The sequence below is a fragment of the Pseudomonas sp. BR20 genome (assembly GCF_050780135.1).
GTDB lineage: Bacteria > Pseudomonadota > Gammaproteobacteria > Pseudomonadales > Pseudomonadaceae > Aquipseudomonas.
Genome location: NZ_CP172012.1, coordinates 2,549,974 through 2,572,789, shown reverse-complemented (window position 1 = coordinate 2,572,789; position 22,816 = coordinate 2,549,974). Strand labels below are relative to the sequence as shown.

General features: G+C 61.9%; 22 protein-coding genes and 1 pseudogene. 10 read left to right on the top strand and 13 right to left on the bottom strand.

Annotated elements, in window-relative coordinates; all coding sequences use genetic code 11:
* The first annotated feature begins 27 nt into the window (after nucleotides 1–27).
* The 3 genes from ACHPFG_RS11820 to ACHPFG_RS11810 are packed head-to-tail and all read left to right on the top strand — an operon-like array spanning nucleotide 28 to nucleotide 2,512.
* Nucleotides 28–720: a fumarylacetoacetate hydrolase family protein gene (locus ACHPFG_RS11820; RefSeq protein WP_431702586.1), complete on the top strand. Its 693-nt coding sequence runs from the start codon at nucleotides 28–30 to the stop codon at nucleotides 718–720.
* Nucleotides 721–762: 42 nt separating this feature from the next.
* A complete protein-coding gene (locus ACHPFG_RS11815) occupies nucleotides 763–1,521 on the top strand; it encodes an SDR family oxidoreductase (protein ID WP_431702584.1) in 759 nt (252 codons plus the stop codon).
* Nucleotides 1,522–1,555: 34 nt separating this feature from the next.
* On the top strand, nucleotides 1,556–2,512 hold the full coding sequence (locus ACHPFG_RS11810; RefSeq protein WP_431702582.1) for a 2-hydroxyacid dehydrogenase: 957 nt from the start codon (nucleotides 1,556–1,558) through the stop codon (nucleotides 2,510–2,512).
* A gap of 56 nt (nucleotides 2,513–2,568) precedes the next feature.
* Here ACHPFG_RS11810 and ACHPFG_RS11805 read toward each other — a convergent pair whose 3' ends face one another.
* Nucleotides 2,569–4,476, bottom strand: a complete 1,908-nt coding sequence (locus tag ACHPFG_RS11805; protein WP_431703465.1) for a methyl-accepting chemotaxis protein — start codon at nucleotides 4,474–4,476, stop codon at nucleotides 2,569–2,571.
* 411 nt (nucleotides 4,477–4,887) lie between these two features.
* Between ACHPFG_RS11805 and ACHPFG_RS11800 the strand changes: the two genes are divergently transcribed.
* The 5 genes from ACHPFG_RS11800 to ACHPFG_RS11780 all read left to right on the top strand — a co-directional run bounded on the left by ACHPFG_RS11800 (nucleotide 4,888) and on the right by ACHPFG_RS11780 (nucleotide 9,907).
* Complete coding sequence (locus tag ACHPFG_RS11800) at nucleotides 4,888–5,346, top strand: (2Fe-2S)-binding protein (protein ID WP_090402472.1); 459 nt, start codon at nucleotides 4,888–4,890, stop codon at nucleotides 5,344–5,346.
* Entirely contained in the window at nucleotides 5,346–7,577 is a 2,232-nt protein-coding gene (locus tag ACHPFG_RS11795; RefSeq protein ID WP_431702580.1) for a molybdopterin cofactor-binding domain-containing protein, read from the top strand. Before ACHPFG_RS11800 ends, ACHPFG_RS11795 begins: the two co-directional genes overlap by 1 nt.
* 16 nt (nucleotides 7,578–7,593) lie before the next feature.
* Entirely contained in the window at nucleotides 7,594–8,934 is a 1,341-nt protein-coding gene (locus tag ACHPFG_RS11790; RefSeq protein ID WP_431702578.1) for a c-type cytochrome, read from the top strand.
* A gap of 340 nt (nucleotides 8,935–9,274) precedes the next feature.
* Complete coding sequence (locus tag ACHPFG_RS11785; RefSeq protein ID WP_431702576.1) at nucleotides 9,275–9,556, top strand: BrnT family toxin; 282 nt, start codon at nucleotides 9,275–9,277, stop codon at nucleotides 9,554–9,556.
* 3 nt (nucleotides 9,557–9,559) lie between these two features.
* On the top strand, nucleotides 9,560–9,907 hold the full coding sequence (locus ACHPFG_RS11780) for a BrnA antitoxin family protein (RefSeq protein WP_027603523.1): 348 nt from the start codon (nucleotides 9,560–9,562) through the stop codon (nucleotides 9,905–9,907).
* A 41-nt stretch (nucleotides 9,908–9,948) separates the two neighbouring features.
* On the opposite strand, the pseudogene ACHPFG_RS11775 reads toward ACHPFG_RS11780, so the two are convergent.
* Nucleotides 9,949–10,107, bottom strand: a pseudogene (locus ACHPFG_RS11775) (C4-dicarboxylate transporter DctA); the annotation flags it as partial.
* A 170-nt stretch (nucleotides 10,108–10,277) separates the two neighbouring features.
* Between ACHPFG_RS11775 and ACHPFG_RS11770 the strand changes: the two are divergent.
* Complete coding sequence (locus ACHPFG_RS11770) at nucleotides 10,278–10,529, top strand: hypothetical protein (protein ID WP_145337183.1); 252 nt, start codon at nucleotides 10,278–10,280, stop codon at nucleotides 10,527–10,529.
* Between the two features lie 71 nt (nucleotides 10,530–10,600).
* Here the strand turns inward: ACHPFG_RS11770 and ACHPFG_RS11765 are convergent, their stop codons facing one another.
* The 6 genes from ACHPFG_RS11765 to pstS all read right to left on the bottom strand — a co-directional run bounded on the left by ACHPFG_RS11765 (nucleotide 10,601) and on the right by pstS (nucleotide 15,795).
* A complete protein-coding gene (locus ACHPFG_RS11765) occupies nucleotides 10,601–11,224 on the bottom strand; it encodes a hypothetical protein (RefSeq protein ID WP_431702574.1) in 624 nt (207 codons plus the stop codon).
* The gene (locus ACHPFG_RS11760; RefSeq protein ID WP_131698825.1) at nucleotides 11,224–11,922 is read right to left on the bottom strand and encodes a hypothetical protein; all 699 of its coding nucleotides are present in this window, start codon (nucleotides 11,920–11,922) and stop codon (nucleotides 11,224–11,226) included. Before ACHPFG_RS11760 ends, ACHPFG_RS11765 begins: the two co-directional genes overlap by 1 nt.
* A gap of 55 nt (nucleotides 11,923–11,977) precedes the next feature.
* Entirely contained in the window at nucleotides 11,978–12,739 is a 762-nt protein-coding gene (pstB, locus tag ACHPFG_RS11755; RefSeq protein WP_010210300.1) for a phosphate ABC transporter ATP-binding protein PstB, read from the bottom strand.
* A 76-nt stretch (nucleotides 12,740–12,815) separates the two neighbouring features.
* A complete protein-coding gene (gene pstA / locus ACHPFG_RS11750; protein WP_131698826.1) occupies nucleotides 12,816–13,727 on the bottom strand; it encodes a phosphate ABC transporter permease PstA in 912 nt (303 codons plus the stop codon).
* A complete protein-coding gene (gene pstC, locus ACHPFG_RS11745; protein WP_053139617.1) occupies nucleotides 13,727–14,692 on the bottom strand; it encodes a phosphate ABC transporter permease subunit PstC in 966 nt (321 codons plus the stop codon). Before pstC ends, pstA begins: the two co-directional genes overlap by 1 nt.
* A 74-nt stretch (nucleotides 14,693–14,766) precedes the next feature.
* Nucleotides 14,767–15,795, bottom strand: coding sequence for a phosphate ABC transporter substrate-binding protein PstS (gene pstS / locus ACHPFG_RS11740; RefSeq protein ID WP_431702571.1), 1,029 nt, complete (start codon nucleotides 15,793–15,795; stop codon nucleotides 14,767–14,769).
* 191 nt (nucleotides 15,796–15,986) lie between these two features.
* Between pstS and ppk2 the strand changes: the two genes are divergently transcribed.
* Entirely contained in the window at nucleotides 15,987–16,904 is a 918-nt protein-coding gene (ppk2, locus tag ACHPFG_RS11735) for a polyphosphate kinase 2 (protein ID WP_431702569.1), read from the top strand.
* Nucleotides 16,905–17,123: 219 nt separating this feature from the next.
* Here ppk2 and ACHPFG_RS11730 read toward each other — a convergent pair whose 3' ends face one another.
* From ACHPFG_RS11730 to ACHPFG_RS11710, 5 genes are all read right to left on the bottom strand, one after another.
* The gene (locus ACHPFG_RS11730) at nucleotides 17,124–18,923 is read right to left on the bottom strand and encodes a glycosyl hydrolase family 28 protein (RefSeq protein WP_431702567.1); all 1,800 of its coding nucleotides are present in this window, start codon (nucleotides 18,921–18,923) and stop codon (nucleotides 17,124–17,126) included.
* A gap of 192 nt (nucleotides 18,924–19,115) precedes the next feature.
* Nucleotides 19,116–20,027: a 5-dehydro-4-deoxyglucarate dehydratase gene (kdgD, locus tag ACHPFG_RS11725; protein WP_339451002.1), complete on the bottom strand. Its 912-nt coding sequence runs from the start codon at nucleotides 20,025–20,027 to the stop codon at nucleotides 19,116–19,118.
* 199 nt (nucleotides 20,028–20,226) lie between these two features.
* Complete coding sequence (locus ACHPFG_RS11720; RefSeq protein WP_053139627.1) at nucleotides 20,227–21,003, bottom strand: ABC transporter ATP-binding protein; 777 nt, start codon at nucleotides 21,001–21,003, stop codon at nucleotides 20,227–20,229.
* Between the two features lie 11 nt (nucleotides 21,004–21,014).
* Nucleotides 21,015–21,854 carry an ABC transporter ATP-binding protein gene (locus ACHPFG_RS11715; protein ID WP_431702564.1) on the bottom strand — a complete coding sequence of 280 codons (840 nt, stop codon included), beginning with the start codon at nucleotides 21,852–21,854 and terminating at the stop codon, nucleotides 21,015–21,017.
* A gap of 14 nt (nucleotides 21,855–21,868) precedes the next feature.
* Nucleotides 21,869–22,786, bottom strand: coding sequence for an ABC transporter permease (locus tag ACHPFG_RS11710; protein WP_027603510.1), 918 nt, complete (start codon nucleotides 22,784–22,786; stop codon nucleotides 21,869–21,871).
* Between the last annotated feature and the right edge of the window lie 30 nt (nucleotides 22,787–22,816).

Genomic DNA, 22,816 nt, shown 5'->3' with positions numbered 1-22,816 from the left:
GCGGCTTCCAACAGGACACTGATAAAAATGACCATGACCGAGTATGTGTTTACCCCCGATCTGCCCGTCACCTTGCCGGTTGCCGGCAGCCCGCAGCGCTTTCCCGTCGGCCGGGTATTTTGCGTCGGCCGCAACTACCCGTGGCCGGATACCCAAGGCCAGTCCCGCCAGCCGCCGGTGTTCTTCATGAAGCCCGCGAGCAGCGTGGTGGACGCGACCGGTGAAGTGACGTTCCCGCCGTTGACCGAAGAGTTTGCCCACGAAATCGAATTGGTCGTGGCCATCGGTGAGGGTGGCGCTCATATTCCTGAGAGCCAGGCGCTGGCCTATGTGTGGGGCTATGCCGCCGGCCTGGACCTGACCCGCCGCGATGTGCAGCGCGCAGCCAAAAGCCAGGGCCTGCCCTGGGAAGGCGCCAAGGTGTTCGACGGCGCCGCGCCCATGACCGCCATTGTGCCGGTGACTCACGCCGGGCATCCGAGCGGCGAGTTGTGGCTCAACGTCAATGGTCAGGAGCGCCAGCGTGACAGTCTCGACAGCCAGATCTGGTCGGTCAGCGAGATCATCAGTCGGATCTCCCAGTCGGTATCGCTGCGGGCCGGTGACCTGATCATGACCGGCAGCCCGGCGGGCGTCGATGTGCTGCAACCGGGCGATCTCATCAACGCCGGGATCGACGGCATCGGCCAACTCGAAATGCGCGTCGGCCAGCGCGCTTGAACCCAGCACACCTACCCGTGAATGGAAAAAGGAGATAACACCATGTCGAATCTTTTGAAGGTGGCCCTGGTCACCGGCGCCGGCAGCGGAATCGGCCGCGCCGTGGCCCTGGGCTTGATGGCGGACGGTTTCACCCTGGTACTGGCCGGGCGCCGGCCGGAGCCGTTGCAGGCCTTGGCCGAGTTGGCGGCCAGCAAGGGCCACGAAGCCTTGGCCGTCCCCACTGATGTGCGCGACCCGGCCAGTGTCGACGCGCTGTTTGCAACGATTGCCGAGGTGTATGGACGTCTCGATGTGGTGTTCAACAACGCCGGGGTCAATGCCCCTGCCGTGCCGTTGGATGAACTGACTTTCGAGCAGTGGCGCAACGTGATCGATACCAACCTCAATGGGGTTTTCCTCTGCGCCCGTGGCGCCTTCGGGCAGATGCGCCGTCAACAGCCACAGGGTGGACGCATCATCAATAACGGCTCGATTTCGGCGCATACCCCACGGCCTTTCAGCAGCGCCTACACCGCCAGCAAACATGCAGTGCTGGGGCTGACCAAATCCCTGGCCCTGGACGGGCGCGAATTCAACATTGCCTGCAGCCAGATCGACATCGGCAACGCCTTGACCGACATGTCGGTGCGCATGACCAAAGGCGTACGCCAGGCCAACGGCACCATCGCCGTGGAGCCGATGGTCGACGTCAAGCACGTGGCCGATGCCGTGCGCTACATCGCCGCGCTGCCCCTGGAAGCGAACGTCCTGAACATGACCGTCATGGCCAGCGCCATGCCGTTTGCCGGTCGCGGTTAAACCGGCCTTTTTATTCCGTGACACGAGGTTCCCAATGAAACCAGAAGTCTTGCAGCTCAGCCCGATCCTGATCCCTGAAATCAACGCGCGGCTCGATGAGCTGTTTACCGTCAGACGTTACTTCCAGCAAGCCGATAAGCCGGCTTATTTACAGGAACATGGGGCGAACATTCGCGGGGTGATCACCGGCGGGCACACCGGCATCAGCCAGGCGCTGATGGCGCAACTGCCGAGATTGGAAGTGGTGGCGGTCAATGGCGTGGGCACCGATGCGGTGGACCTGGCGTATGCCCGGGATCGCGGGATCCGCGTGACCGCAACGATCGGCGCGCTGACCGAGGACGTCGCCGACCTGGCCATCGGCTTGCTGATCGCCGTGTGCCGTGGGCTGTGCAGCAGTGATCGCTATGTGCGTTCGGGCCAGTGGCCACAGAGTCCGACACCACTGGCGCCCTTGCCGTTGGCACGCCAGGTGTCCGGCATGCGCATCGGCATTGTCGGCATGGGTCGGGTCGGGCGGGCAGTCGCCACCCGAGCGACGGCCTTCGGTTGCCCGATCTGCTACACCGATCTGCAGCCGATGAGCGATGTGAGCCATACCTTCATCGCCGACCTGAAACAGTTGGCCAGCCAAAGCGACGCGCTGATCCTGGCCGCTGCCGCCGACCAAGCTGAAGCCATTATCAACGCCCAGGTGTTGCAGGCATTGGGCAAGGACGGCTACTTGATCAACGTGGCACGCGGCAAGCTGGTCAACGAGGCTGACCTGGTGGCCGCGCTGGCCGCCGGTGAGATCGCGGGGGCGGCCCTGGACGTGTTTGTCGACGAGCCGAATGTTCCCGAAGCGCTCTTTGCCAATGAACAAGTGGTGCTGCAGCCCCACCGCGCCAGCGCGACGCTGCAAACCCGCACGCGCATGGGGGAAATGGTGGTGGCGAGCCTGCTGGACAGTTTCGCCGGGAAAAAACCCCAGGGTTGTGTGACGGATTGAGCGTTTGATCGTTCCCACCTGCGCGTGGGAACGATCAAAGCCCCCTCACCACCGCCTCACGCCACCTTGAACCGATTGACCAGACGCTGCTGGTGCTCGGCCAGGCGCGCCAGTTCCTGGCTGGTGATTGCGGTTTGCTCGGCGCCGGCACTGACTTGGATGACCAGGTCGTTGATCTCGTTGACGTTACGGTTGATGTCTTCTGAAACCGCGCTCTGCTCTTCAGCCGCCGAGGCGATCTGCAGGTTGCGATCACTGATACTGGCCACGCCTTCGGCGATTTCCAACAGCAACTCACCCGCACGTTCGACCTTGCGCGCGCCGTCCTGGGCCTTGCCCAAGGTCTCCTGCATGGACGAGCTCGCGCGATCGGAACCACTTTGCAGGTTGCTGATCATCTGCTGAATGTTCCCCGTGGACTCCTGGGTCTTCTGCGCAAGTACCCGCACCTCGGAGGCCACCACGGCAAATCCGCGCCCATGATCCCCGGCCCGCGCCGCTTCGATGGCCGCGTTCAAGGCCAGCAGGTTGGTTTGCTCGGCAATGCCACGAATGACGTCCAGCACGGAGGAAATCCCATCGCTTTCCTGTTTGAGTTCATCAATGATCAGCGCCGTGTCCTCGGCCTGTCCCGAGAGCTGGCGGATCAGCGTGATGGTGCCTTCGATCTCGGTGCGCCCTTGGGTGGTGCTGGTATTGATCCGCTGCGACAGTTGCGCCGCATCGTTGGTGCTGTGCGCCACCTCGCGCACGGTGGCGCTCATTTGATTGATCGCCGTGGCCACCAGCTCGGTGCTTTGACGCTGTTGCTCGACGCTCTGGCTGGTCTGCATCGTCACGGCCGAGGACTCCTCCGCCGCCGTTGCAACCTGTGCGGTGGCGTTGCCGATTTCCTGCACCACGCCACTGATCTCTTGCGCCATGCGGTTGAGGTTGCGCGAGACCTGACCGAATTCATCCTTGCTTTCATAAGTCGCCCGCGCGGTGAGATCGCGTGCTGCCAGGTCGTTGAGCACGCGGTTCAGGTCGCGCACCGCCGAATCGATCATGCGGATGATCAGCCAGGACAACACCGCCACCGCCAGCAGCGACACGATCACTGCGCCAATGGTCAGCCACAGGGCGCGGCGGGCGTCATCCCGCTCGTGCATCGCCAGGCTGCTGACACTCTGGCCCAAGGCTTCCTCGACTTGGCTCATCAGGTCAATGCGCTGGGTGGAGGTTTCAAACCAGGCTTCGGGTTTGATCCCCAGGGCCTGGCCCATCGGCACCTCAAACGCCAGGCGCTGCAACTTGCCGACCTCGACGGCGGCAGCTTGCTGCATTTGCGTATCGAACTGCGCCAGCGAGGCCGCGGGCGCCTTGCGCCGGAACGCATCGTAGTAGGCGCCGAACTCGCCCAGATTGCGGCTGAAGCGCGACAACAGCGCCTCATCGAAATGCCCTTGGCTGAAGACCAGGCCCAGCACCACGCGCTCGCGCCCGGCCCGCTCTTTCATTTCGATAAATTGATTCAGTGCCCCCAGCGCGTAGACGATGGTCGCGTTGTTGACGCTCGCTTCCAGGGAATGGGTGTAACCGGTCAGCACTTGAATGATCTCGGTATAACGCGCGCCGGATTCGGTGCTGTTGATGCTCAGTTTATCGACCTGCCCACGCATGGCCGGCAGCTGGTCCAGGGCCCGCAGGACGTTGTCCAGGTTCGCACTGCCGGAGGTGGACAAACCGCGCACCACCTCGACGGCTGCGCTGGAGTCCCTGCGCATCTGCACCATCCGATCACCCATGGACTTGCCGCCGCTGCCCAGGAACACGCCACTGGCACCGCGCTCACGCTGCAAGGTGGTAATCAACTGACTCAACTTCTGGGCGGTGGCGCTGGCCATCACCGTGGTGTTCATGTCGCGCAGCGTTTTGTAATTGTCCACCACAAACACGCCGGCCAGGGTCAGGAACCCGAGCATGGGCAGCAGCAGAATCAACAACAGTTTCAGACGCAGCGGAGCGTTCTTAAGCATTTCCCTAAAGCCTCATGTCCATGGGTCAGACTGGCGCCTGTCACGCCAAGATAGTGGCGCCATAATATCACCCATGAAAACGGCGCTACCGCTCTCGGACGGCCATCTTGAGCCAATAGGAGTTTGTACTGACCCAGATCAATAAACCCGCCCAAAACAATCGGCTGCTGGTCCCCGTGTTGATCGACCACCTTGATTGACTGACTCAATCCTCTCGAATACTTGCCTGATCCTCCGAATGTTCGGTTTTTTCGTAGATGGCCCTTGTGCCCTGATCTAGAGTTCGACAATGGGCGCCCATCGCCTTTCTTATAAGAACCAAGCCATACCAACCGATGATCAGCAGGTGAGTCAGCCATGGAATTACGCATCAACCAAAAGGCCTATCAGGTCGACGCCGACGCGGACACGCCGTTGTTGTGGGTGATCCGCGATGACCTGGGGCTGACTGGCACCAAGTACGGCTGCGGCCTGGCCCAATGCGGCGCCTGCTCGGTGCTGGTGGACGGCAATGTCGTGCGTTCGTGCGTCACGCCGGTGGCCGGGGTGGTCGGGCGTGAGATCACCACCATCGAGGCCATCGAAGCCGATGAAGTCGGCAAGCGGGTGGTCAGTGCCTGGGTCGAGCATCAGGTGGCGCAATGCGGTTACTGCCAATCCGGGCAGGTGATGGCGGCCACCGCGCTGCTCAAGCACACCCCCGCGCCCACCAATGCGCAGATCGACGCGGCCATGGTCAACCTGTGCCGCTGCGGCACCTATAACGCCATCCACGCCGCCATGCATGACCTGGCCGCCGGGAAGGAGAGCGCCTGATGAACACGCCATCCGTCATCCCTGGCATCACCCTGGGCGAGCCGATCAACCTGTCGCGTCGACGCTTCCTGGCCAGTACGGCCGTGGGTGCGCTGGTCATCGGTTTCGGCCTGCCGCTGGGCTCGGCGCGGGTACAGGCCGCCAGTGCCGCAGAACGCGGCACCCAGGTGCCCGCGTTCCTGGAGATTCGCCCGGACGGTACGGTGCGCCTGCTCAGCCCCTTTATGGAAGGCGGCCAAGGCACCCATACCGCCATGGCGCAGATCGTCGGCGAAGAACTGGATGCCGACCCCGCAACCTTTATCGTCGAAGCCGCGCCACCCGGTGAGGCCTACGTGGTGATGGACAACGGCATGCGCATCACCGGCGGCAGCATGTCGGTGCGCATGAGCTACCCGGTCATGCGCCGCCTGGGCGCCCTCGCCCGCGCCATGCTGTTGCAGGCCGGTGCCGAGCAGCTCGGTGTGCCGGTGGCCCAACTGACCACCCAACCCGGCCGTGTGGTCCACGTGGCGTCCGGCCGCTCCCTGGGTTACGGCGAGTTGGCCGGCCGTGCGCTGGACATGCCGGTGCCCGACCCGGCCAGCATCACCCTGCGCGACCCGAGCCAGTTCCGCTGGATCGGCAAGCCGGTCAAGCGCCTGGATGCCTATGACAAATCCACCGGCAAGGCGCAGTACAGCATCGACATGAAGGTCGACGGCATGCTCCACGCCGCCGTGCAGCACGCGCCGCGCCTGGGCATGACCGTGGGCAGCCTGCGTAACCAATCGCACGTCGAAGCCATGAAAGGCGTGCACTCGGTGCATGTGCTGCCCGGTGCGGTGGCCGTGGTGGCCGAACGCTGGTGGCACGCCAAGCGTGCGGTGGAGGCGATCCAGGTCGACTGGCAGGAACCGACGGCCGACTCAACAGTGCGCGGTATGCCCGCGGATTTCTCCAGCGACGGCTTTCGCGATTTTCTCGCGGCCCAGCAAGGTCCGGCCCGTGACGACGAGAACGAAGGCGATGTGGCCGGCGCGTTGAAAAACGCCAAGACCCAGGTCGAGGCCACCTACCACAACCAATACCTCAACCATGCCCAGCTGGAGCCACCGTCAGCCCTGGCGCGCTTCAACCCCGACGGTTCGCTGGAGATCTGGCTGCCCAACCAGGCGCCCGATATGTTCCGCGCCGACATCGCCAAGCGCGCCGGGCTCGACCCCGCGCAGGTGACCCTGCACTCGCCGCTGCTGGGCGGTTTTTTCGGCCGACACTTCCTGTATGACTCGGCCAGCCCTTACCCGCAAGCCATTGCATTGGCCAAGGCGGTGGGCCGTCCGATCAAGCTGATCTGGAGCCGTGAGGAAGAGTTCCTGCGTGACGTGTTGCGCCCGGTCGCGGTGGTCAAGTTCCGCGCCGCACTGGACGCCGACGGCCTGCCGGTGGCGATCGAAGCGGTGAGCGCCACCGAAGGCCCTACCGAGGCCATCGCCGGCAAGCAGGGCGAAAAACTCGACCCCACCGCCCTTGAAGGCCTGTCGGGCAAGAGCTACGCCATCCCCAACAAACGCATCGCGCAGATCTACGTCAAGGGCCCGGCCATGCTCGGTTACTGGCGTTCGGTGGGCAATTCGCTGAATGACTTCTTCTACGAAGCGTTCCTCGATGAGCTGGCGGACAAAGGCAGCCGCGATCCCTATGAGCTGCGCCTGCACCTGCTGCGTGACAACCCACGGCTGACTACCCTGCTCAAGGCCGTGGGCGAGTTATCCGGTGGCTGGAAGCGTGGCCCCTACACCGCCGAAGACGGCACCCGGCGCGCCCGTGGCGTGGCCATGGCCTCGCCGTTTGGCTCCCACGCGGCGGTGATCGCCGAAGTGTCGCTTGAAAACGGCCAGGTCAGGGTCCACCACATCTGGGAAGCCATCGACCCCGGCAGCATCGTCAACCCGGCGATTGTGCAAGCCCAGGTCAATGGCGCGGTGGCCCTGGGCTTATCGCAAACCCTGTTGGAGGAAGCGGTGTACGTGGACGGTAAGCCACGGGCACGCAACTACGACCTTTACCCGATCCTGCCGCCCTCACGGATGGCGCAGGTGCACGTAAAGATCGTCGAGAGTGGCGAGAAGATGGGCGGCATCGGTGAGCCTCCGCTCCCCGCTGTGGCGCCGGCCGTGGTCAATGCGGTAGCGCAGTTGACCGGCCAGCGTGTTCGCAGCCTGCCATTAAGCCGACACACCTTCAGCTAACCGAGCGAGACCGCCCATGAACAACCGTCGATTCGCAAGAACCGCAGGCTGGCTGGTGCTGCCCTGCCTGGTCGCCGCCGGCGTGCTGGCCTGGTATGTCACCCGCCAGCCCGCCACCCCGTTTGAGCAGGAACAGGCCGCCAGCGTCGACCCCGCACAGGTCAGTCGCGGCGAGTATGTCGCCCGCCTCAGCGACTGCGTTGCCTGCCACAGCCTGCCTGGCAAGGCGCCGTTCGCGGGAGGCCTGGTAATGGCCACGCCGCTGGGCGCCATTCACGCCACCAACATCACCCCGGACCGCACCCACGGTATCGGCACCTACAGCCTCGCCGACTTCGACCGTGCGGTGCGCCACGGTGTAGCTCCGGGCGGCCGCCGGCTCTACCCGGCGATGCCCTACCCGTCTTACGCCAAGCTCAGCGACGACGATATACGCGCGATGTATGCGTTCTTCATGAAAGGCATACAACCGGCCAACGAGCCCAACATCCCCAGCGACATTCCCTGGCCGCTCAATCTGCGCTGGCCCATCGCACTGTGGAACGGCCTCTTCGCGCCGACCGCCACTTACGCGGCCAACCCCAACCAGGACGCGCTGTGGAACCGTGGCGCCTACATCGTCCAAGGCCCTGGCCACTGCGGCAGTTGCCACACACCGCGCGGCCTGGCATTCAACGAAAAAGCCCTGGACGAGTCCGGCAAGCCGTTCCTCGCCGGCGCTCTGCTCGACGGCTGGTACGCACCGAGCCTGCGCCAGGACCCGAACACCGGTCTGGGGCGGTGGAGCGAGGCGCAGATCGTGCAGTTCCTCAAGACCGGGCGCAACGCCCATGCGGTGGTCTACGGCTCGATGACCGAAGCCTTCAACAACTCCACGCAGTTCATGGAAGACGCCGACCTGGCCGCCATCGCCCGTTACCTCAAGTCACTGCCCGGCGACCCACAGCGTGACGGCACAGCCTGGCAGTACGCGGCCGCCGATACACGCCAGGACGCCCCCGGCGCCCACACCTACGCGACCCGCTGCGCCTCCTGCCATGGCCTTGACGGCAAGGGCCAACCCGAATGGATGCCACCCCTGGCCGGCGCCACCTCGGCATTGGCCAAGGAAAGCGCCTCGGCGATCAACATCACCCTCAACGGTTCACAACGGGTAGTGGCCGCCGGCGTCCCGGACGCCTACCGCATGCCGGCGTTTCGTGAGCAACTCTCCGATGAGGAAATCGCCCAAGTGCTGACCTACGTGCGCAGCACCTGGGGCAACCACGGGGAGGCGGTCGACGCCAAGGCCGTCGGCAAGCTGCGCGGGCATACCGACCCGGCCAGCAGCAGTCCGATTATTTTGCATATGCGTTGAAGGTCGCTCTCGCGGCACTTTCCCCGGCGTGGTCAGTAACCTGAGCATGCCGGGGAATAAAGGGGCAATGCGCACAAACTTAGTATTGACCCGGCCTCGTGCACGTTGACCTATCCGATTACTCGCCTATTCAAGCTCGCCTCTTCCGACAATCAAAACAGAATCTTTATACGTAACGGATTAACCATTACGCACGGAAATATGTTGGCAACCTCAGCAAGATCGAGACCCAACTGATCGAGCGGAACATGGCAAATTCACACTACCGCTATTTATGGCTGGCCATCTTCCTGACTGACGGTTCCTTCAACCGCTTTTTCATACATATAAAGTATGCATAATGAAGACGTTCAGGATTCAATACGATGAGGCAAAAAACATCGCCAATCAGCAGAAGCACAAGGGCATAAGCCTGGCGGACGCAGAACCGGTGTTCAACGATGAGATCGCCCTGACGATACAAGACCACGATCACGATGAAGAGCGCTGGGTGACCATGGGCACTGACGCGAGGGGACGAATTTTGGTAGTGACATACACTTGCCGCGATCCGAATTTCGTACGCGTTATCAGCGCCAGGCTCGCATCAAAAAATGAACGGCGCCGTTATCTGGAGGCTTGAACAATGAAAGACGAATACGATTTCACCCACAGCAAACGCGGTGCTGTCGCCAGCAACAAGGGCAAGACCCGCATCACCATCATGCTTGACGATGCGGTAATCGATGCCGCCCGTGAACGCGCAGAAAGCGCCGGTACGGGCTATCAAACCGTGATCAACAATCTGTTGCGTCAGGCGTTGATTTCGCAACAAGCACACAATCTGGCGCCCGCCCCAAAGAAGCGGGCTAAAACCCTGCAAGTTATCAACAATGGCATTAGCCTTTCTGAGGTTGAAGCACTGGAACAACAACTCATCGCTGTCGCTGGCGAGTTGAATCGCGTGCTGGGCACAGCCAAACCGGCCGATTGACCAAGGCTTTCTGCGACCTCCCCCAACTCCCGCTTGAGTGGCTAACGGTCCAGCGCCCCATCCCAGCGGGCAATGAACAGGGTGGCCACGCCGTTGCCGATCACATTGATCAGTGCGCCGCCTTCGGAGATAAACCGGTAGACGCCCAGTACCAGCACCAAGCCTGCTGCCGGTATCACATAGATCGAGCCAAGGGTGCGGCCCGCACCTCGAACTAATTTGAACGAACCCCCACGTTTATCCATCAACACTGAAGGACCTATCAGACACGAGAACGGCTTGTGTCGCTCCTACGCGAGCTACGACCCCGGCGGCCTTGATCAGGCCCCTGCACTCTTCGCTCGCACATGACGACCTTGGGGTGAAGGCCATGGCAGCAAACATGCGTGAAGCGTCGAAACAAACCGACTGGGAAGCAGAGCTGGCCAGGAACACCGAGCTGTTCTACGAGGCAGACCGCCTGGAAACGCAGGCCTACGCCATCATTGGCAGCAGCCTGGCTGATGCCGGCGCGTGGTTGCGTTTTACCGAGGCAAAACAGGTGGCGGACGCTAAGCGCACCGAGGCCTATCAGGACCTGATGCGCATTCGGCGCGATATGGAAGCTGAACGCTCCGACTGAGGTGGCCGACTTGGGCTACGGTCGTCGCGCAGCGGCGTAGAGTCCGCCGAGGGTGGCCTTTGCACGGGGCTTCAGAGTGCCTCAGGCAGAAAAAACCTCCGCGCACCCTGTGTTGTTGTTTTGTGCCGGACCGGCTGCTGTCGAACAAGCTGCGCCTGAACCTGGGCGACGGCATCCAGCACCCGCTGTGCCCAGTTCTCGTCTTGGGGGTCCACCACTACCACGCGAAAACCGTGGTCATGGCCTTCACTGCGCACGCCTTCGGAGTCATCCACATGCAGGTCGATGTCGAAGGCCGGCGGGAATTTAGAGGGTGCGTTCGACAGGCCGTGCGCCGTCAGCGCATGGTTGTGCAGGACGCTGTTGACCACACCGTCGACGCGGATGCCGTAGAGCATCAGCCAGCGGCGGATATACGACGGCGTGCGACCGGACGAGGTGTAAACCCAGATGCTGCAGCCCTGGCGGCGTAGTTCGCGGGTCAGGGACCGTGTGCCGATCCGCAAGGGCTCACCCAGCCAACGGTGCACGCAGGCCGGCAGCCGGCTCGGCTCGACGTCACAGTGGTGGAGCTGGCAAGCCAACGTGTCGTCGATATCGAACGAAATGCGGATGCGCGGCCGCTTGACCAGCTGCATCGGGAGCACGCGCTGGAGCGCCTGCCCTGCCCTGGCTAACAGGGGATAACCGCTCATCAATGGCCTCCTTGATAGACGGGCAAGGACTGGTCTTTAAGAAAAAACTTCATCGGATCCGGCGCCTGTTCTTCCAGGAAGGCGGCGTATTTTTTCTTGATCTTGGGCAATTCGTACAACGCCTTGACTCCATGTTTGGCTGAGTTGCGGATGACCGACGAGGGGTTGAAATAGCCCTCGGCGTTCTCCAGCGTCAGCACGAACGGCGGCAAGCCTGCACGCATCAGCAAATAGCTGACGATCAGGGAGCCACTGCGGTTGTTGCCTTCAATGAACAACTGCGGCTTGCTGAGGATGCGTACATACACCCCGGCTGCACGCTTCCAGACTGATTCACTGCGGTACGCGCAGTACCAGTTGTACAAGTCCTTGATGCCGCCCTCGACGTTGTTGAAGAAGTGTTCTTCGGTCGCCGCCAGGTGCTGGGCGTATTCCAGGCGGCGCGCCGGGTCGCTGCCACAGAGTACGGTGGCGTTGATCTCCAGCATCAGGTTCAGTTGCTGAAGGTCAAACAGGTCGACGCCCCGCGCCACATAGTCATCAATCAGCGCGTAGCCTTCAAGCACGTTGTGCAGCACTTCGTCGGTCAACGGATCGCGCGGCTCGGTAAAGTCCCGGCTGAGCTCGGCGAAGCGCTGTTGCACCTCACGCAGTGCGCGTTCAATCGCGGGCAAATCAAGGCGTCGTGTTGCAGGCATTGGCATTCCCATAAGCAGTTGAAAATACGGGAGCATCCGAGCTCCCGCAGGGGCATCAGCTGAACTTGCCGCTGATGTAGTCCCCGGTCATTTGTTCACGCGGGTTCTCGAAGATCTGCGCCGTCGGGCCCATCTCCACCAGGTAGCCGGTGCGCGTGCCCTGGGAAATATCCACCGAGAAAAACGCCGTGGTGTCGGCCACACGGATGGCCTGCTGCATGTTGTGGGTCACCAGGGCGATGGTGTAGTCCTTCTTCAGCTCGACCATCAATTCCTCGACCCGGCGCGTGGCGATCGGGTCAAGCGCCGAGCAGGGTTCATCGAGCAACAGCACTTCCGGCTCGGTGGCGATGGCGCGGGCGATGCACAGGCGTTGTTGCTGGCCACCGGACAGCGACAGGCCGCTGACCTTGAGCTTGTCCTTGACCTCATCCCATAGCGCAGCGCCTTGCAGGGCGTGCTTGACGCGGTCGCCCAGGTCGCCTTTGTAGCGGTTCAGGCGCAGGCCGAAAGCGACGTTGTCGAAGATGCTCATCGAGAACGGGTTCGGCTGCTGGAACACCATGCCGATATAGCGGCGCACGACCACCGGGTCCACACCCTTGCCATAGACGTCCTGGCCGAGGAAGTGCACATGGCCCTCGAAACGGAAGCCCTTGACCAGGTCGTTCATGCGGTTGAGGCTACGCAGCACGGTACTTTTACCGCAGCCGGAAGGCCCGATGAAGCCGGTGATCTTGTTCTTTTCGATCGGCACATGGCTGTCACGCACGGCCATGAAGTTGCCGTAGAAGATCTTGTCCAGCTTGCAGTCCATGACCACAGGCGCCTGGGTGACAAACGGAGCGGCTATTTGCGCAGTTGATACGTTCAAGATTCAGATGCTCCCGTTTTCAATACTTTGGCTTGCCGAAGATACGGCTCACGATATTCACGACCAGCACGATCATTACCAGTACCAGCGACGCCGCCCATGCGAGTTCAAGCTGGTTGTCGAAGGGCATGCCGGAGAAGTTGTAGATCAACACAGCCAGCGAGGCCGTCGGATTCATCACCGCCAGGCTGCCGTCGTGGTAGATCCAGTAGTTGCTGAACAGCGCGGTAAACAACAGCGGCGCGGTTTCGCCTGCGGCGCGGGCCACGGCGAGCATCACGCCGGTGAGGATTGCCGGCAGGCCGGTGGGCAGGACGATTTTCCAGATCACTTGGGAGCGGGTGCAGCCCATGCCGTAGGCGGCGTCCTTCATGATCTTGGGCACCATGCGCATCGACTCTTCAGCCGTCAGCACCACGATCGGCAGCATCAGTACCGCCAGTGCCACACCACCGGCCGGGGCCGAGTAGGTGCCGGTGGTCATTACCACCAGGGCGTAGGCGAATACACCAGCCAGGATGGAAGGTAGGCCGGTGAGCATCTTCGCGGCAAAACGTGCAGCGTTCGCCAGCTTGCTGTCCGGGCCCAGTTCGGCGAGGAAGATCGCCGCCATGATGCCGACCGGCACGGCGATGGCAGCGGCAATGCCGACCATCACGAAGGTACCGGCCATCGCGTTGCCGAAACCGCCGCCGGTCTCGAAACCGGTGGGTGGCAGCTCGGTGAACACTTCAAGGCTCAGGCGCGCGCCGCCGCGGGTGATGAGCATGTAGAGCACGGAAATCAGCGGTACGCTGGCCAGCAGCGCGCCCGCCCAGACCAGGGTGGTCAACACCAGGCTGCGCAGGGCACGGCCTTCGAACCGGCGCTGCAGGCTGGGCAGTGCGCCTGCAGGGGACGTCAGGTCGGTTGCAGCAGTGAGATCAGTCATCACTTATTACCCCGTTGGGCGTACATCATGATCATGGAGCCGAAGATGTTCACGATCAGCGTGATCAACATCAGCACCAGTGCGGCGTACATCAATACTTCGATCTCGTTCGGCCCGGCTTCAGGGAAGTTCAGCGCCAGCAAGGCTGCCAGGGTGTTGGCCGGTGCGAACAGCGACAGCGAGATGTTGTTGGCGTTGCCCACCAGCATGGCCAGGGCCATGGTTTCACCGAGCGCGCGGCCCAGGCCCAGCACCAGGGAACCGAAGATGCCGGTGGCGGCGGACGGCACCATCACCTTGAGAATCGCTTCCCAGTGGGTGGTACCCATGCCGTAGGCGGCTTGCTTGGTTTTCATCGGCACGGCGGTGAGCGCATCCTGCGACACGGCGGCGATAGTCGGCAGAATCATGATGGCCAGTACCAGCGCCGCCGGGAGCAACCCCGGGCCGCTCAGGGACGTGCCGAAAAAGGGGATCCAGCCAAGTTCAGTGTTCAACCATGCGGTCAACGGCCGAATAGCCGGGATGACCACGTAAATGCCCCAGAGGCCGTAAACGACGCTGGGGATGGCCGCGAGCAGTTCGACGATGGTACGAAACACCGCCGCCAGCTTCGCCGGCAAAAAATCCTGGGTGAGAAAAATCGCCATGCTGACGCCGAAAACACCTGCGATCAGCAACGCGATAAAGGCACTGTACAGCGTGCCCCAGATGGCCGGCAGAATGCCGTACTTGCCTTGGTTGACATCCCAGACGCTGCCGAGCAGCACGTCAAACCCGTGCTTTTCCATGCCTGGCAGGGCCTTGCGGCCGACTTCGAACACCAGGGCAAACACCAACGCCAGCACCAGAACCACGCCTATTCGCGCAAGCGCACGGAAGGTGCGGTCAACCAGGAAGTCCTTCGTAGAAGGTGGCTGGCAGGCAGAATCCGGGTTACCCGGTACGACAAACGGTGTGTTCATTGGCTAATTCCGGAACAGGGGGGTAACTCTCCCGGCAAGGCTGACAGCACCCGCCGAGAGAGGCCTCACGAGCGTTACTGGATGTTGGCAGACGCTTTGCGAACCTGATCGACCACCGATGGCGGCAGCGGGATATAGCCCATCGAGTCGGCGATTTTCTGACCTTCGGTCAGGCTGTACTCGACCATTTCACGCATGGCCTTGGCCTTGGCCGGGTTGCCGTTGTCCTTGCGGAAGATCATCCAGGTGTAGGAGGTGATCGGGTAGGACTTGGCACCGTCCGGGTCCGGCAGCCAGGCCACCAGGCTTTCCGGCATCTTCACCGCCGCCAGTGCTTCGGCACCGCTTTCGGCGTTAGGTACCACGTACTTGCCAGCCTTGTTTTGCAGCTGGGCAAAGTCAACCTTGGCCAGCTTGGCGAAGCCGTATTCGATGTAGCCAATCGCGCCTGGTGTCTGGCGCACGGTGGCGGTCACACCATCGTTCTTGGGCGATTTGATGAATTTGTCGCTGGCTGGCCAGTTAACGGTGTTGCCTTCACCCAAGTCCTTCTGGAACTGTGGGTTGATGGCCGCCAAGTGCTTGGTAAACACGGCAGTGGTACCGCTGGAGTCTGCACGCACGACCACGGTGATCGGCATGTCCGGCAGTTTCAGGCCAGGGTTGGCGGCGACGATCTGCGGATCGTTCCACTTGGTGATCTTGCCCAGGAAGATGTTGGAGTACACATCGCGTGGCAACTTGAGTTCTTTAGGATTGCCCGGCAGGTTGAACGCCAGCACGATTTCGCCTGCGGTCATCGGCAGCAACTGCACGCCTTCGGCGACCTTGGCGATGTCTTCGTCCTTCATGGCCGAGTCACTGGCGGCGAAGTCCACGGTTTTGTTCAGGAAGTCCTGTACACCCGCGCCACTGCCTTTGGACTGGTAGTCAACCGTGACGCCTTCGGTCTTCTTGCTGAAATCCTTGAACCAGGTGAGGTAGATCGGCGCCGGGAAGCTGGCGCCAGAACCTGTCAGACGGACGTTCTCGGCAGCAAATACCGAGGTGGCACTTAGAGAAACCGCAACGGCGAGTGCAGCAGACTTCATCAGACGTTTCATTCAGGGAAATCCTTGTGATTACGGGCTCCCGGCACTTTGCAGCAGCTTTGTTACGCTTTTATGAAAATTGAGTGGCAAACCGCTATTTCGTCCCGCCTTTGCGCCACTGCCATGCATTTCGATGTAATTGGTTGGTAACAAAATGCGACTAAGACTTTGCCATCTCCCCCCCCACGACGCGAGTGCCTCCCATGTCTGCAGTAGACGACGCCTTGATCCAGCGCATCCACCGAGAGCTGCTGGATCACAGTGATGAAGAGCTGGAACTGGAATTGTCCGAAGACGGGCACGACCTGAATGCGTTGTTCGATGAGCACGTCGAGGAAAGCCCGGAAAAGGCCGCGCGCAGGATTTATTTCAGTGAGCTGTTTCGCCTGCAAGGCGAACTGGTGAAGCTGCAAAGCTGGGTGGTCAAGACCGGCGCCAAAGTGGTGATCCTGTTCGAGGGCCGCGATGCCGCCGGCAAAGGCGGTGTGATCAAGCGCATTACCCAGCGCCTCAACCCGCGGGTCTGCCGCGTCGCCGCCCTGCCCGCCCCCAACGACCGCGAACAGACGCAGTGGTACTTCCAGCGTTATGTCTCGCACCTGCCGGCCGCCGGTGAAATCGTGCTGTTCGACCGCAGCTGGTACAACCGCGCCGGCGTCGAACAAGTCATGGGCTTTTGCAACGAAGACCAGTACGAGGAATTCTTCCGCACCGTGCCGGAGTTCGAACGCATGCTCGCCCGCTCCGGCATTCAGTTGATCAAGTACTGGTTCTCCATTTCCGACCAGGAACAGCACCTGCGCTTTCTCAGCCGCATTCATGACCCGCTCAAGCAATGGAAACTCAGCCCCATGGACCTGGAGTCGCGTCGGCGCTGGGAGGCTTACACCAAGGCCAAGGAAGTCATGCTCGAGCGCACCCACATCGCCGAAGCGCCATGGTGGGTGGTGCAGGCCGATGATAAAAAGAAAGCCCGACTCAACTGCATCCACCACCTGCTCGGGCAGATGCTTTATGAGGAAGTGGAACTGCCGGTGATCGAGCTGCCGCAACGGGTCAGGCAGGAGGACTACTCGCGCAGCCCGACGCCGGTGGAAATCATCGTGCCGCAGGTCTATTAACGCAGGACGCAATAGATTCCGCAGTGGTGAGCGGACCGTTCAGTTAAGAGCGAACACCGTACCTGTGGCGAGCGGGCTTGCCCCGCGCTGGGCTGCGTAGCAGCCCCAAAACACAGCCCCGGAACTGTCTGGCACACCGCAGCGTTCTTATTGGGGCGGCTGCGCAGCCCAGCGCGGGGCAAGCCCGCTACAAGGGTCCATTCGCCATAACGTTTACGCTTACGGCGCCGGCTCCACATCCTTGAACACCAGCCCTTGGCTACCGCTGACCTGCCATGGATTGGCACCGCCGGTCTGGCTGAAGACCACGTGGTCGAAGCGTGAGTCTTTCAGTCCATCAATACGCGCCTTGGCTGCGCCGCGAAAGCGCACACGCTCGAACACCAGGCCCTGATGGTAGGCGTTGTGCAAGGCATCACCCTTGACCTCGATCGCCGCCCCTTGGGCATTCTCGACGCTCACGTCGCTCACCCGAATGTCCTTGAACTGCCCCGCTATCGTTGAGCGCTGATAGTCGAGCTTGGCGTTCGGGTCGTTGTAGTCGAGGGTAAAAATGAACGCCTGCTTGACGGTGTTGCGGATCGCCGAGTCGCGGAATGTCACGTTGCGCGCGCCGCCGCCCATGAAGTTGGTGCTCTTCATGCGCAACCCGGCATCAGTGCCGTCCGACACGTTGTCTTCGGCCAGGATGTTCTGGATCCAGGCGCCGGTATGGCTGCCGGCGACCACCATGCCATGGCCCTTGCGGAAGTAGTTGTTGAAGATCCACGCGTCTTCCTGCGGCGGCTGGTGCACGGCATCGGCACCGGTGCCGGCAGCGAAGTTCACGCAGTCATCGCCGGTGTCGAAGAAGTTGTTGAACACCATCGCCCCCTTGCTGTTGGCGAACTCGATGCCGTCGCCGTTGTTGGCGTCGTAGGTCTTGTGGGTGGTGTTGGCCAGCACCACGTTCTCGGTCTCCAGGTTCATGATGCCGTGGAACGCCGGGTTCACCACGGTGAAGCCGCCGTAGAACACGTTCTTCACATTGCGCAGGGTAATCAGTGAGGAGCGCATCTGCCCGTAGGCATCCTTGACGTTCATGCCGCGCGCCACGGCCTGTTCCACCTGCGCCTTGGCCAGGATGCCGTCCTGGGCATAGCGGGTATTGTCGCTGGGCAGGTAGAACGGCAGTGCCTGGCCACGTTCGTCGACGACATCGGCGTTGCGCTTCCAGCCATTGCCGTCGAGGGTGCCCTTGCCGACGATGCGGATGTTTTCGAATGACTGGTGCCGGCGCGGGTCGCGGGGCAACGCGTTGATCAGCGAGGCCGGGCGCACGGTGGTGGAATACGGGTACTGGATGTAGCCGGCCAGCGGGTAATCTTCGGCGCGCTCGGAGCCGAGCAAGGTCGCGCCTTCGGCGATCTCCAGGGTCATGTTGCTCTTGAGGTAGAGCGCGCCGCTTTTGTAGGTGCCTTGAGGCAGCAAGACTTTGCAACCGACGCTGCAGGCATCGATGGCGTTCTGAATCGCTTGGGTATCGAGATGGCTGCCATCGCCTTTGGCGCCGTATTTTTTCACGTCAAATACCGCCGCAACCTGGGTGGTGCGCTGCAGCACCGGGGCGCTGTCGGCGGACTCCTTGCCGTTGCCATCCACAGAGCGCACGGTGAAGCGATACGCGGTGTCGGGCTTCAGGCCCTGGGCGGTGAAGCTGTGAATGCCGATGCGATGGTGGAAGTTGGCGGTGTCTTGCCGATAAAACCGGTCGATGTAGGGTTTGGCCGGTGACACCTGGTCATTGTTGGCATTGGCGCTGCCCAGCAGCGTGCCATTGGCGTAGACCCGGTAATCCTTGATGTCGGCGTGATCGGCAGGCTTTTCCCACACCAGGATGATTTGCCGGTCATCAAAGGCCAGCGTCGGTACTTGCAGTTTTGACGGGGCTTGCAGGGCCCATGACAGCGGGCTGCAACCGAGGACCACCAGGGCCAGCGCGCAACGCACCGGTCTTTTTTTCGAGGGTTGATACGGCATGTTGTTCTCCTTGTTTTTGCCGGTATTCACACCGAGGGGCGCTACCTCTGCCGCCCGGATTCTTCGAGGTAGTTGATAAGACGGCTGTAGGAGCGGGCTTGCCCGCGAAACTCGTCAACGAAAACACAGCGTTACCGGGTGGCCCGAGTCGTCTGTGGGTTTTTCGCGAGCAAGCTCGCTCCTACAAGGAGCTTACTGGGCGCCCAGCGCCTTGATCAGCACGTCCAATTGCTCCACTTCTTCAGGCAACAAGTCGGTCAACGGCGCACGCACGGGGCCGGCGTCGTGGCCTACCAGTCGTGCACCGGCCTTGACGATACTCACGCCATAACCTTCGCAGCGGTTGCGGATCGCCAGGTACGGCAGGAAGAAATCATCGATCAAGCGGCCCACGGTGGCGTGGTCGTCGGCGGCCACCGCGCGGTAGAAATCCATCGCGGTTTTCGGGATGAAGTTGAACACCGCCGAGGAATACACCGGCACGCCCAGGGCCTTGTAGGCCGCGGCATAGACTTCGGCGGTCGGCAGCCCGCCGAGGTAGGTCAGGCGGTCGCCGAGGCGGCGACGGATCGACACCATGGATTCGACTTCACCGATGCCGTCCTTGAAACCGATCAGGTTCGGGCAGCGCTCGGCCAACTGTTCCAGGCTGTCGGCGTTGAGACGGCACAGGTTGCGGTTGTACACCACCACGCCGAAATCCACCGAGTTGCACACCTGCTCAACATGGGCCACCAGGCCTTTCTGGCTGGCTTCGGTGAGGTAGTGAGGCATCAGCAGAATACCGGCGGCACCGAGGCGCTCGGCCTCCTGGGCATAGGCGATGGCCTGGCGTGTAGGGCCACCGGCACCGGCGAGGATGGGCACCTGGCCTTTGCAGGTGTCCACGGCAGTCTTGATGATCTGCGTGTATTCCTTGGATTCCAGGGAGAAGAATTCCCCGGTGCCCCCCGCCGCGAACAACGCGCTGGCGCCGTAGGGTGCCAGCCATTCCAGGCGGCGGGCATAGGTGTCGGCACGGAAGTCACCGGCCGCGTCAAAGTCGGTAACCGGGAACGAGAGCAAGCCGGAAGACAGGACTGTTTTTAGTTCTTGTGGCGTCATGTTCGCAAACCTCAAATCGAAAAATAAAGGGGATACCTAAAGAGGTACGTCATCGTACAACTGTAGAGGGACGTTAGCTAGCCTCTAAGCGCTTTTGTTTGCGCCATTATTATTTAGTCAATAAAACCATAGTGTTGCGTGCATAAAACATGGAGTCAGGCATCATCAATAAATCATAGTCATACGATGACTATAGAAATCAGCCGACCTTACGCCCTACAGACTCCTGACTGAAGTCACGGCTGGCCTGCACCAGCATGCGCGTGTAGTCGTGCACGGCCTGGTCCTGACTCAAGGCCTGGCAGTCGAGCAATTCGACGATCCTGCCGTGCTGCATCACCGCCACCCGGTCGCACAAGTGAGTGACCACCCCCAGATCATGGGTGACCAGCAGATAGGTGAGTTTCTCGCGCTGGCGCAGGTCCGCCAGCAAGTTGAGGATCTCGGCCTGGACCGACACATCCAGGGCCGAGGTCGGCTCATCCAGCAACAGCACGCGGGGCTCAAGGATCAATGCGCGCGCAATGGCCACGCGCTGGCGCTGCCCACCGGACAACTGATGCGGATAGCGGAAGCGGAAGCTGTCGTTCAGGCCGACCTTGAGCAGGATCTCGTTGATCCGGTCGTCCTTGTCCCCTACCCCGTGGATAATCAGCGGCTCACGCAGGGCGGTGTCGATGGTGTGCCTGGGGTGCAGGGAGCCGTAGGGGTCCTGGAAGACCATCTGCACTTTGCGAAAATGCTCCTTGGGAATCTTGTGCTGCAACGGCGCGCCGGCGATGCTCAGCTCCCCGTTCCAATGCCGGTATTGCCCGGCCAGGCAGCGCAGTACGGTGGTCTTGCCCGAACCGGACTCCCCCACCAGGCCGAACGATTCGCCGTCGGCGACACTCAGGCTCACATCGTGCAGCACCTGGTTGATGGCAGCGCCTGTGCCGAAACTCAGGTTCAAGGCGTGCGCTTGGATCATGGGCATGGTCAGGTTCCTTATTGAGTCAGCCAAAGTGGATCGCGCTTGAGCACCGGCAGGTGCACGCGACGGTTATCCATGCTCGGCAGCGCGGCCAGCAGGCCACGGGTGTAGGGATGCTCGGCGTATTGCAGGTCGCAGGCAGCCAGGGATTCGACGACGCGCCCGGCGTACATCACCAACACGCGGTCACAGTAGTTGCGCACCAGATTGAGGTCGTGACTGACAAAAATCAGCCCCATCTGCTGCTGGTCCACCAGTTCTTCCAGCACGCTGAGCACTTGCTGGCGCACCGAGACATCCAGCGCCGACGTGGGCTCATCGGCAATGATCACTTCCGGACGCGTGATCACCATCATCGCGATCATGATGCGCTGGCCCATACCGCCGGACACCTCGTGGGGGTACAGGTTGTAGACCCGCTTCGGATCGCGGATATGCACCTGCTCGAGCATCTGCATGACCCGCTCGCGCGCATCACTGCGACTGGCCTTGTGGTGGGCCAGGTAGGCTTCGGCAATCTGGTCGCCCACCTTGACCACCGGGTTCAGCGAGTACTTGGGGTCTTGCATGATCATCGAGATGCGCTGGCCGCGAATCTTCTGCATCGCCTTTTCACTGGCCGAGAGCAGATCGACCTCGCCAAACGCCATGGCCTTGGCGGTGATTCTGGCGCTGGGCGGATGCAGCTTGAGCAGGCTGCGCCCGACGGTGGACTTGCCTGAGCCGGACTCACCGACAATCGCCAGTTTCTCCCGCCCCAAGGTAAAGGACACATCGCGCACGGCGTGGGTTTCTTTCTGGCCATTGACGAAGCGCACATTAAGCCCTTCGACATTCAGTTTGATGGCGGACATAAAGTGTTCTCCGATTATTCGCTGCGCGGATCAAGGATGTCCCGCAGGCCATCGCCCAACAGGTTGAAGGCCAGGCTGACCAACATGATCGCCGCCCCAGGCACCGCCACCAGCCACCAGCACTCGAGCATGTAGCGGCGCCCGGTGGAGATCATCGCGCCCCACTCCGGCAGCGGCGCCTGGGCCCCCAGGCCGAGGAAGCCCAACGCGGCGGCGGTGAGGATGATCCCGGCCATGTTCATGGTCAGGCGGATGATCACCGAGGACAGGCACATCGGCACGATATGGCGCAGGATAATCCGCGCCGGCGACGCTCCTTGCAGTTCCACGGCGACGACAAAGTCAGCGTTGCGCAGGGACAGGGTTTCGGCCCGCGCGAGCCGCGCAATCGGTGGCCATGAAGTCAAGGCAATCGCCACCACCGCATGCTCCAGGCCAGGGCCCAGGGCGGCAATAAAGGCCAGCGCCAGGACCAGGCTGGGGAAGGAAATAAAGATGTCGGTCAGGCGCATGAACACGGTGTCGACCGCCCCGCCGAAGTAGCCCGAGACGGTGCCGATAAACAGCCCGATGGGACCGACGATCACGGTTACCAGCGCAATGATGTACAGCGTGATGCGCGAGCCATAGACCAGCCGACTGAAAATATCCCGGCCATATTCGTCGGTGCCGAACCAGTGCGCCGAGCCCGGCGCCTGCAAAGCAGTGGCGAGGTTTTGCGCGACCGGGTCATGGGTGGCGATCCACGGCGCAAAGGCCGCGACCACCACCAATAGCAGCGCAACCAGCAGGCCCGCCAGGGTCATGGGGTTACGCAACAGGTGACGCAGCACCCGCAGGCCGCTCTTGCAGAAGGCATCGAAGCTGGAGCCCGGCGAGCGATCCACCGGCCGCTTCGCCGCCGTGTCGATGGAAGACAGATTGGCATTCATAAGCATCTTCTCTGTGTGAATTCTGAAGGG

Excerpts from the sequence above, each read along its gene's own strand:
- ACHPFG_RS11720 (WP_053139627.1), bottom strand. The coding sequence starts at position 21,003 with ATGCCCATGATCCAAGCGCACGCCTTGAACCTGAGTTTCGGCACAGGC.
- ACHPFG_RS11765 (WP_431702574.1), bottom strand. The coding sequence starts at position 11,224 with ATGAGCGGTTATCCCCTGTTAGCCAGGGCAGGGCAGGCGCTCCAGCGC.
- ACHPFG_RS11780 (WP_027603523.1), top strand. The coding sequence starts at position 9,560 with ATGAAAGACGAATACGATTTCACCCACAGCAAACGCGGTGCTGTCGCC.
- ACHPFG_RS11790 (WP_431702578.1), top strand. The coding sequence starts at position 7,594 with ATGAACAACCGTCGATTCGCAAGAACCGCAGGCTGGCTGGTGCTGCCC.
- ACHPFG_RS11715 (WP_431702564.1), bottom strand. The coding sequence starts at position 21,854 with ATGTCCGCCATCAAACTGAATGTCGAAGGGCTTAATGTGCGCTTCGTC.
- pstC (WP_053139617.1), bottom strand. The coding sequence starts at position 14,692 with ATGAACACACCGTTTGTCGTACCGGGTAACCCGGATTCTGCCTGCCAG.
- pstS (WP_431702571.1), bottom strand. The coding sequence starts at position 15,795 with ATGAAACGTCTGATGAAGTCTGCTGCACTCGCCGTTGCGGTTTCTCTA.
- ACHPFG_RS11800 (WP_090402472.1), top strand. The coding sequence starts at position 4,888 with ATGGAATTACGCATCAACCAAAAGGCCTATCAGGTCGACGCCGACGCG.
- ACHPFG_RS11785 (WP_431702576.1), top strand. The coding sequence starts at position 9,275 with ATGAAGACGTTCAGGATTCAATACGATGAGGCAAAAAACATCGCCAAT.
- ACHPFG_RS11820 (WP_431702586.1), top strand. The coding sequence starts at position 28 with ATGACCATGACCGAGTATGTGTTTACCCCCGATCTGCCCGTCACCTTG.
- ACHPFG_RS11815 (WP_431702584.1), top strand. The coding sequence starts at position 763 with ATGTCGAATCTTTTGAAGGTGGCCCTGGTCACCGGCGCCGGCAGCGGA.
- ACHPFG_RS11730 (WP_431702567.1), bottom strand. The coding sequence starts at position 18,923 with ATGCCGTATCAACCCTCGAAAAAAAGACCGGTGCGTTGCGCGCTGGCC.
- ACHPFG_RS11805 (WP_431703465.1), bottom strand. The coding sequence starts at position 4,476 with ATGCTCGGGTTCCTGACCCTGGCCGGCGTGTTTGTGGTGGACAATTAC.
- ACHPFG_RS11810 (WP_431702582.1), top strand. The coding sequence starts at position 1,556 with ATGAAACCAGAAGTCTTGCAGCTCAGCCCGATCCTGATCCCTGAAATC.
- ACHPFG_RS11710 (WP_027603510.1), bottom strand. The coding sequence starts at position 22,786 with ATGAATGCCAATCTGTCTTCCATCGACACGGCGGCGAAGCGGCCGGTG.
- pstB (WP_010210300.1), bottom strand. The coding sequence starts at position 12,739 with ATGGACTGCAAGCTGGACAAGATCTTCTACGGCAACTTCATGGCCGTG.
- pstA (WP_131698826.1), bottom strand. The coding sequence starts at position 13,727 with ATGACTGATCTCACTGCTGCAACCGACCTGACGTCCCCTGCAGGCGCA.
- ACHPFG_RS11795 (WP_431702580.1), top strand. The coding sequence starts at position 5,346 with ATGAACACGCCATCCGTCATCCCTGGCATCACCCTGGGCGAGCCGATC.
- ppk2 (WP_431702569.1), top strand. The coding sequence starts at position 15,987 with ATGTCTGCAGTAGACGACGCCTTGATCCAGCGCATCCACCGAGAGCTG.
- kdgD (WP_339451002.1), bottom strand. The coding sequence starts at position 20,027 with ATGACGCCACAAGAACTAAAAACAGTCCTGTCTTCCGGCTTGCTCTCG.
- ACHPFG_RS11760 (WP_131698825.1), bottom strand. The coding sequence starts at position 11,922 with ATGCCTGCAACACGACGCCTTGATTTGCCCGCGATTGAACGCGCACTG.
- ACHPFG_RS11770 (WP_145337183.1), top strand. The coding sequence starts at position 10,278 with ATGGCAGCAAACATGCGTGAAGCGTCGAAACAAACCGACTGGGAAGCA.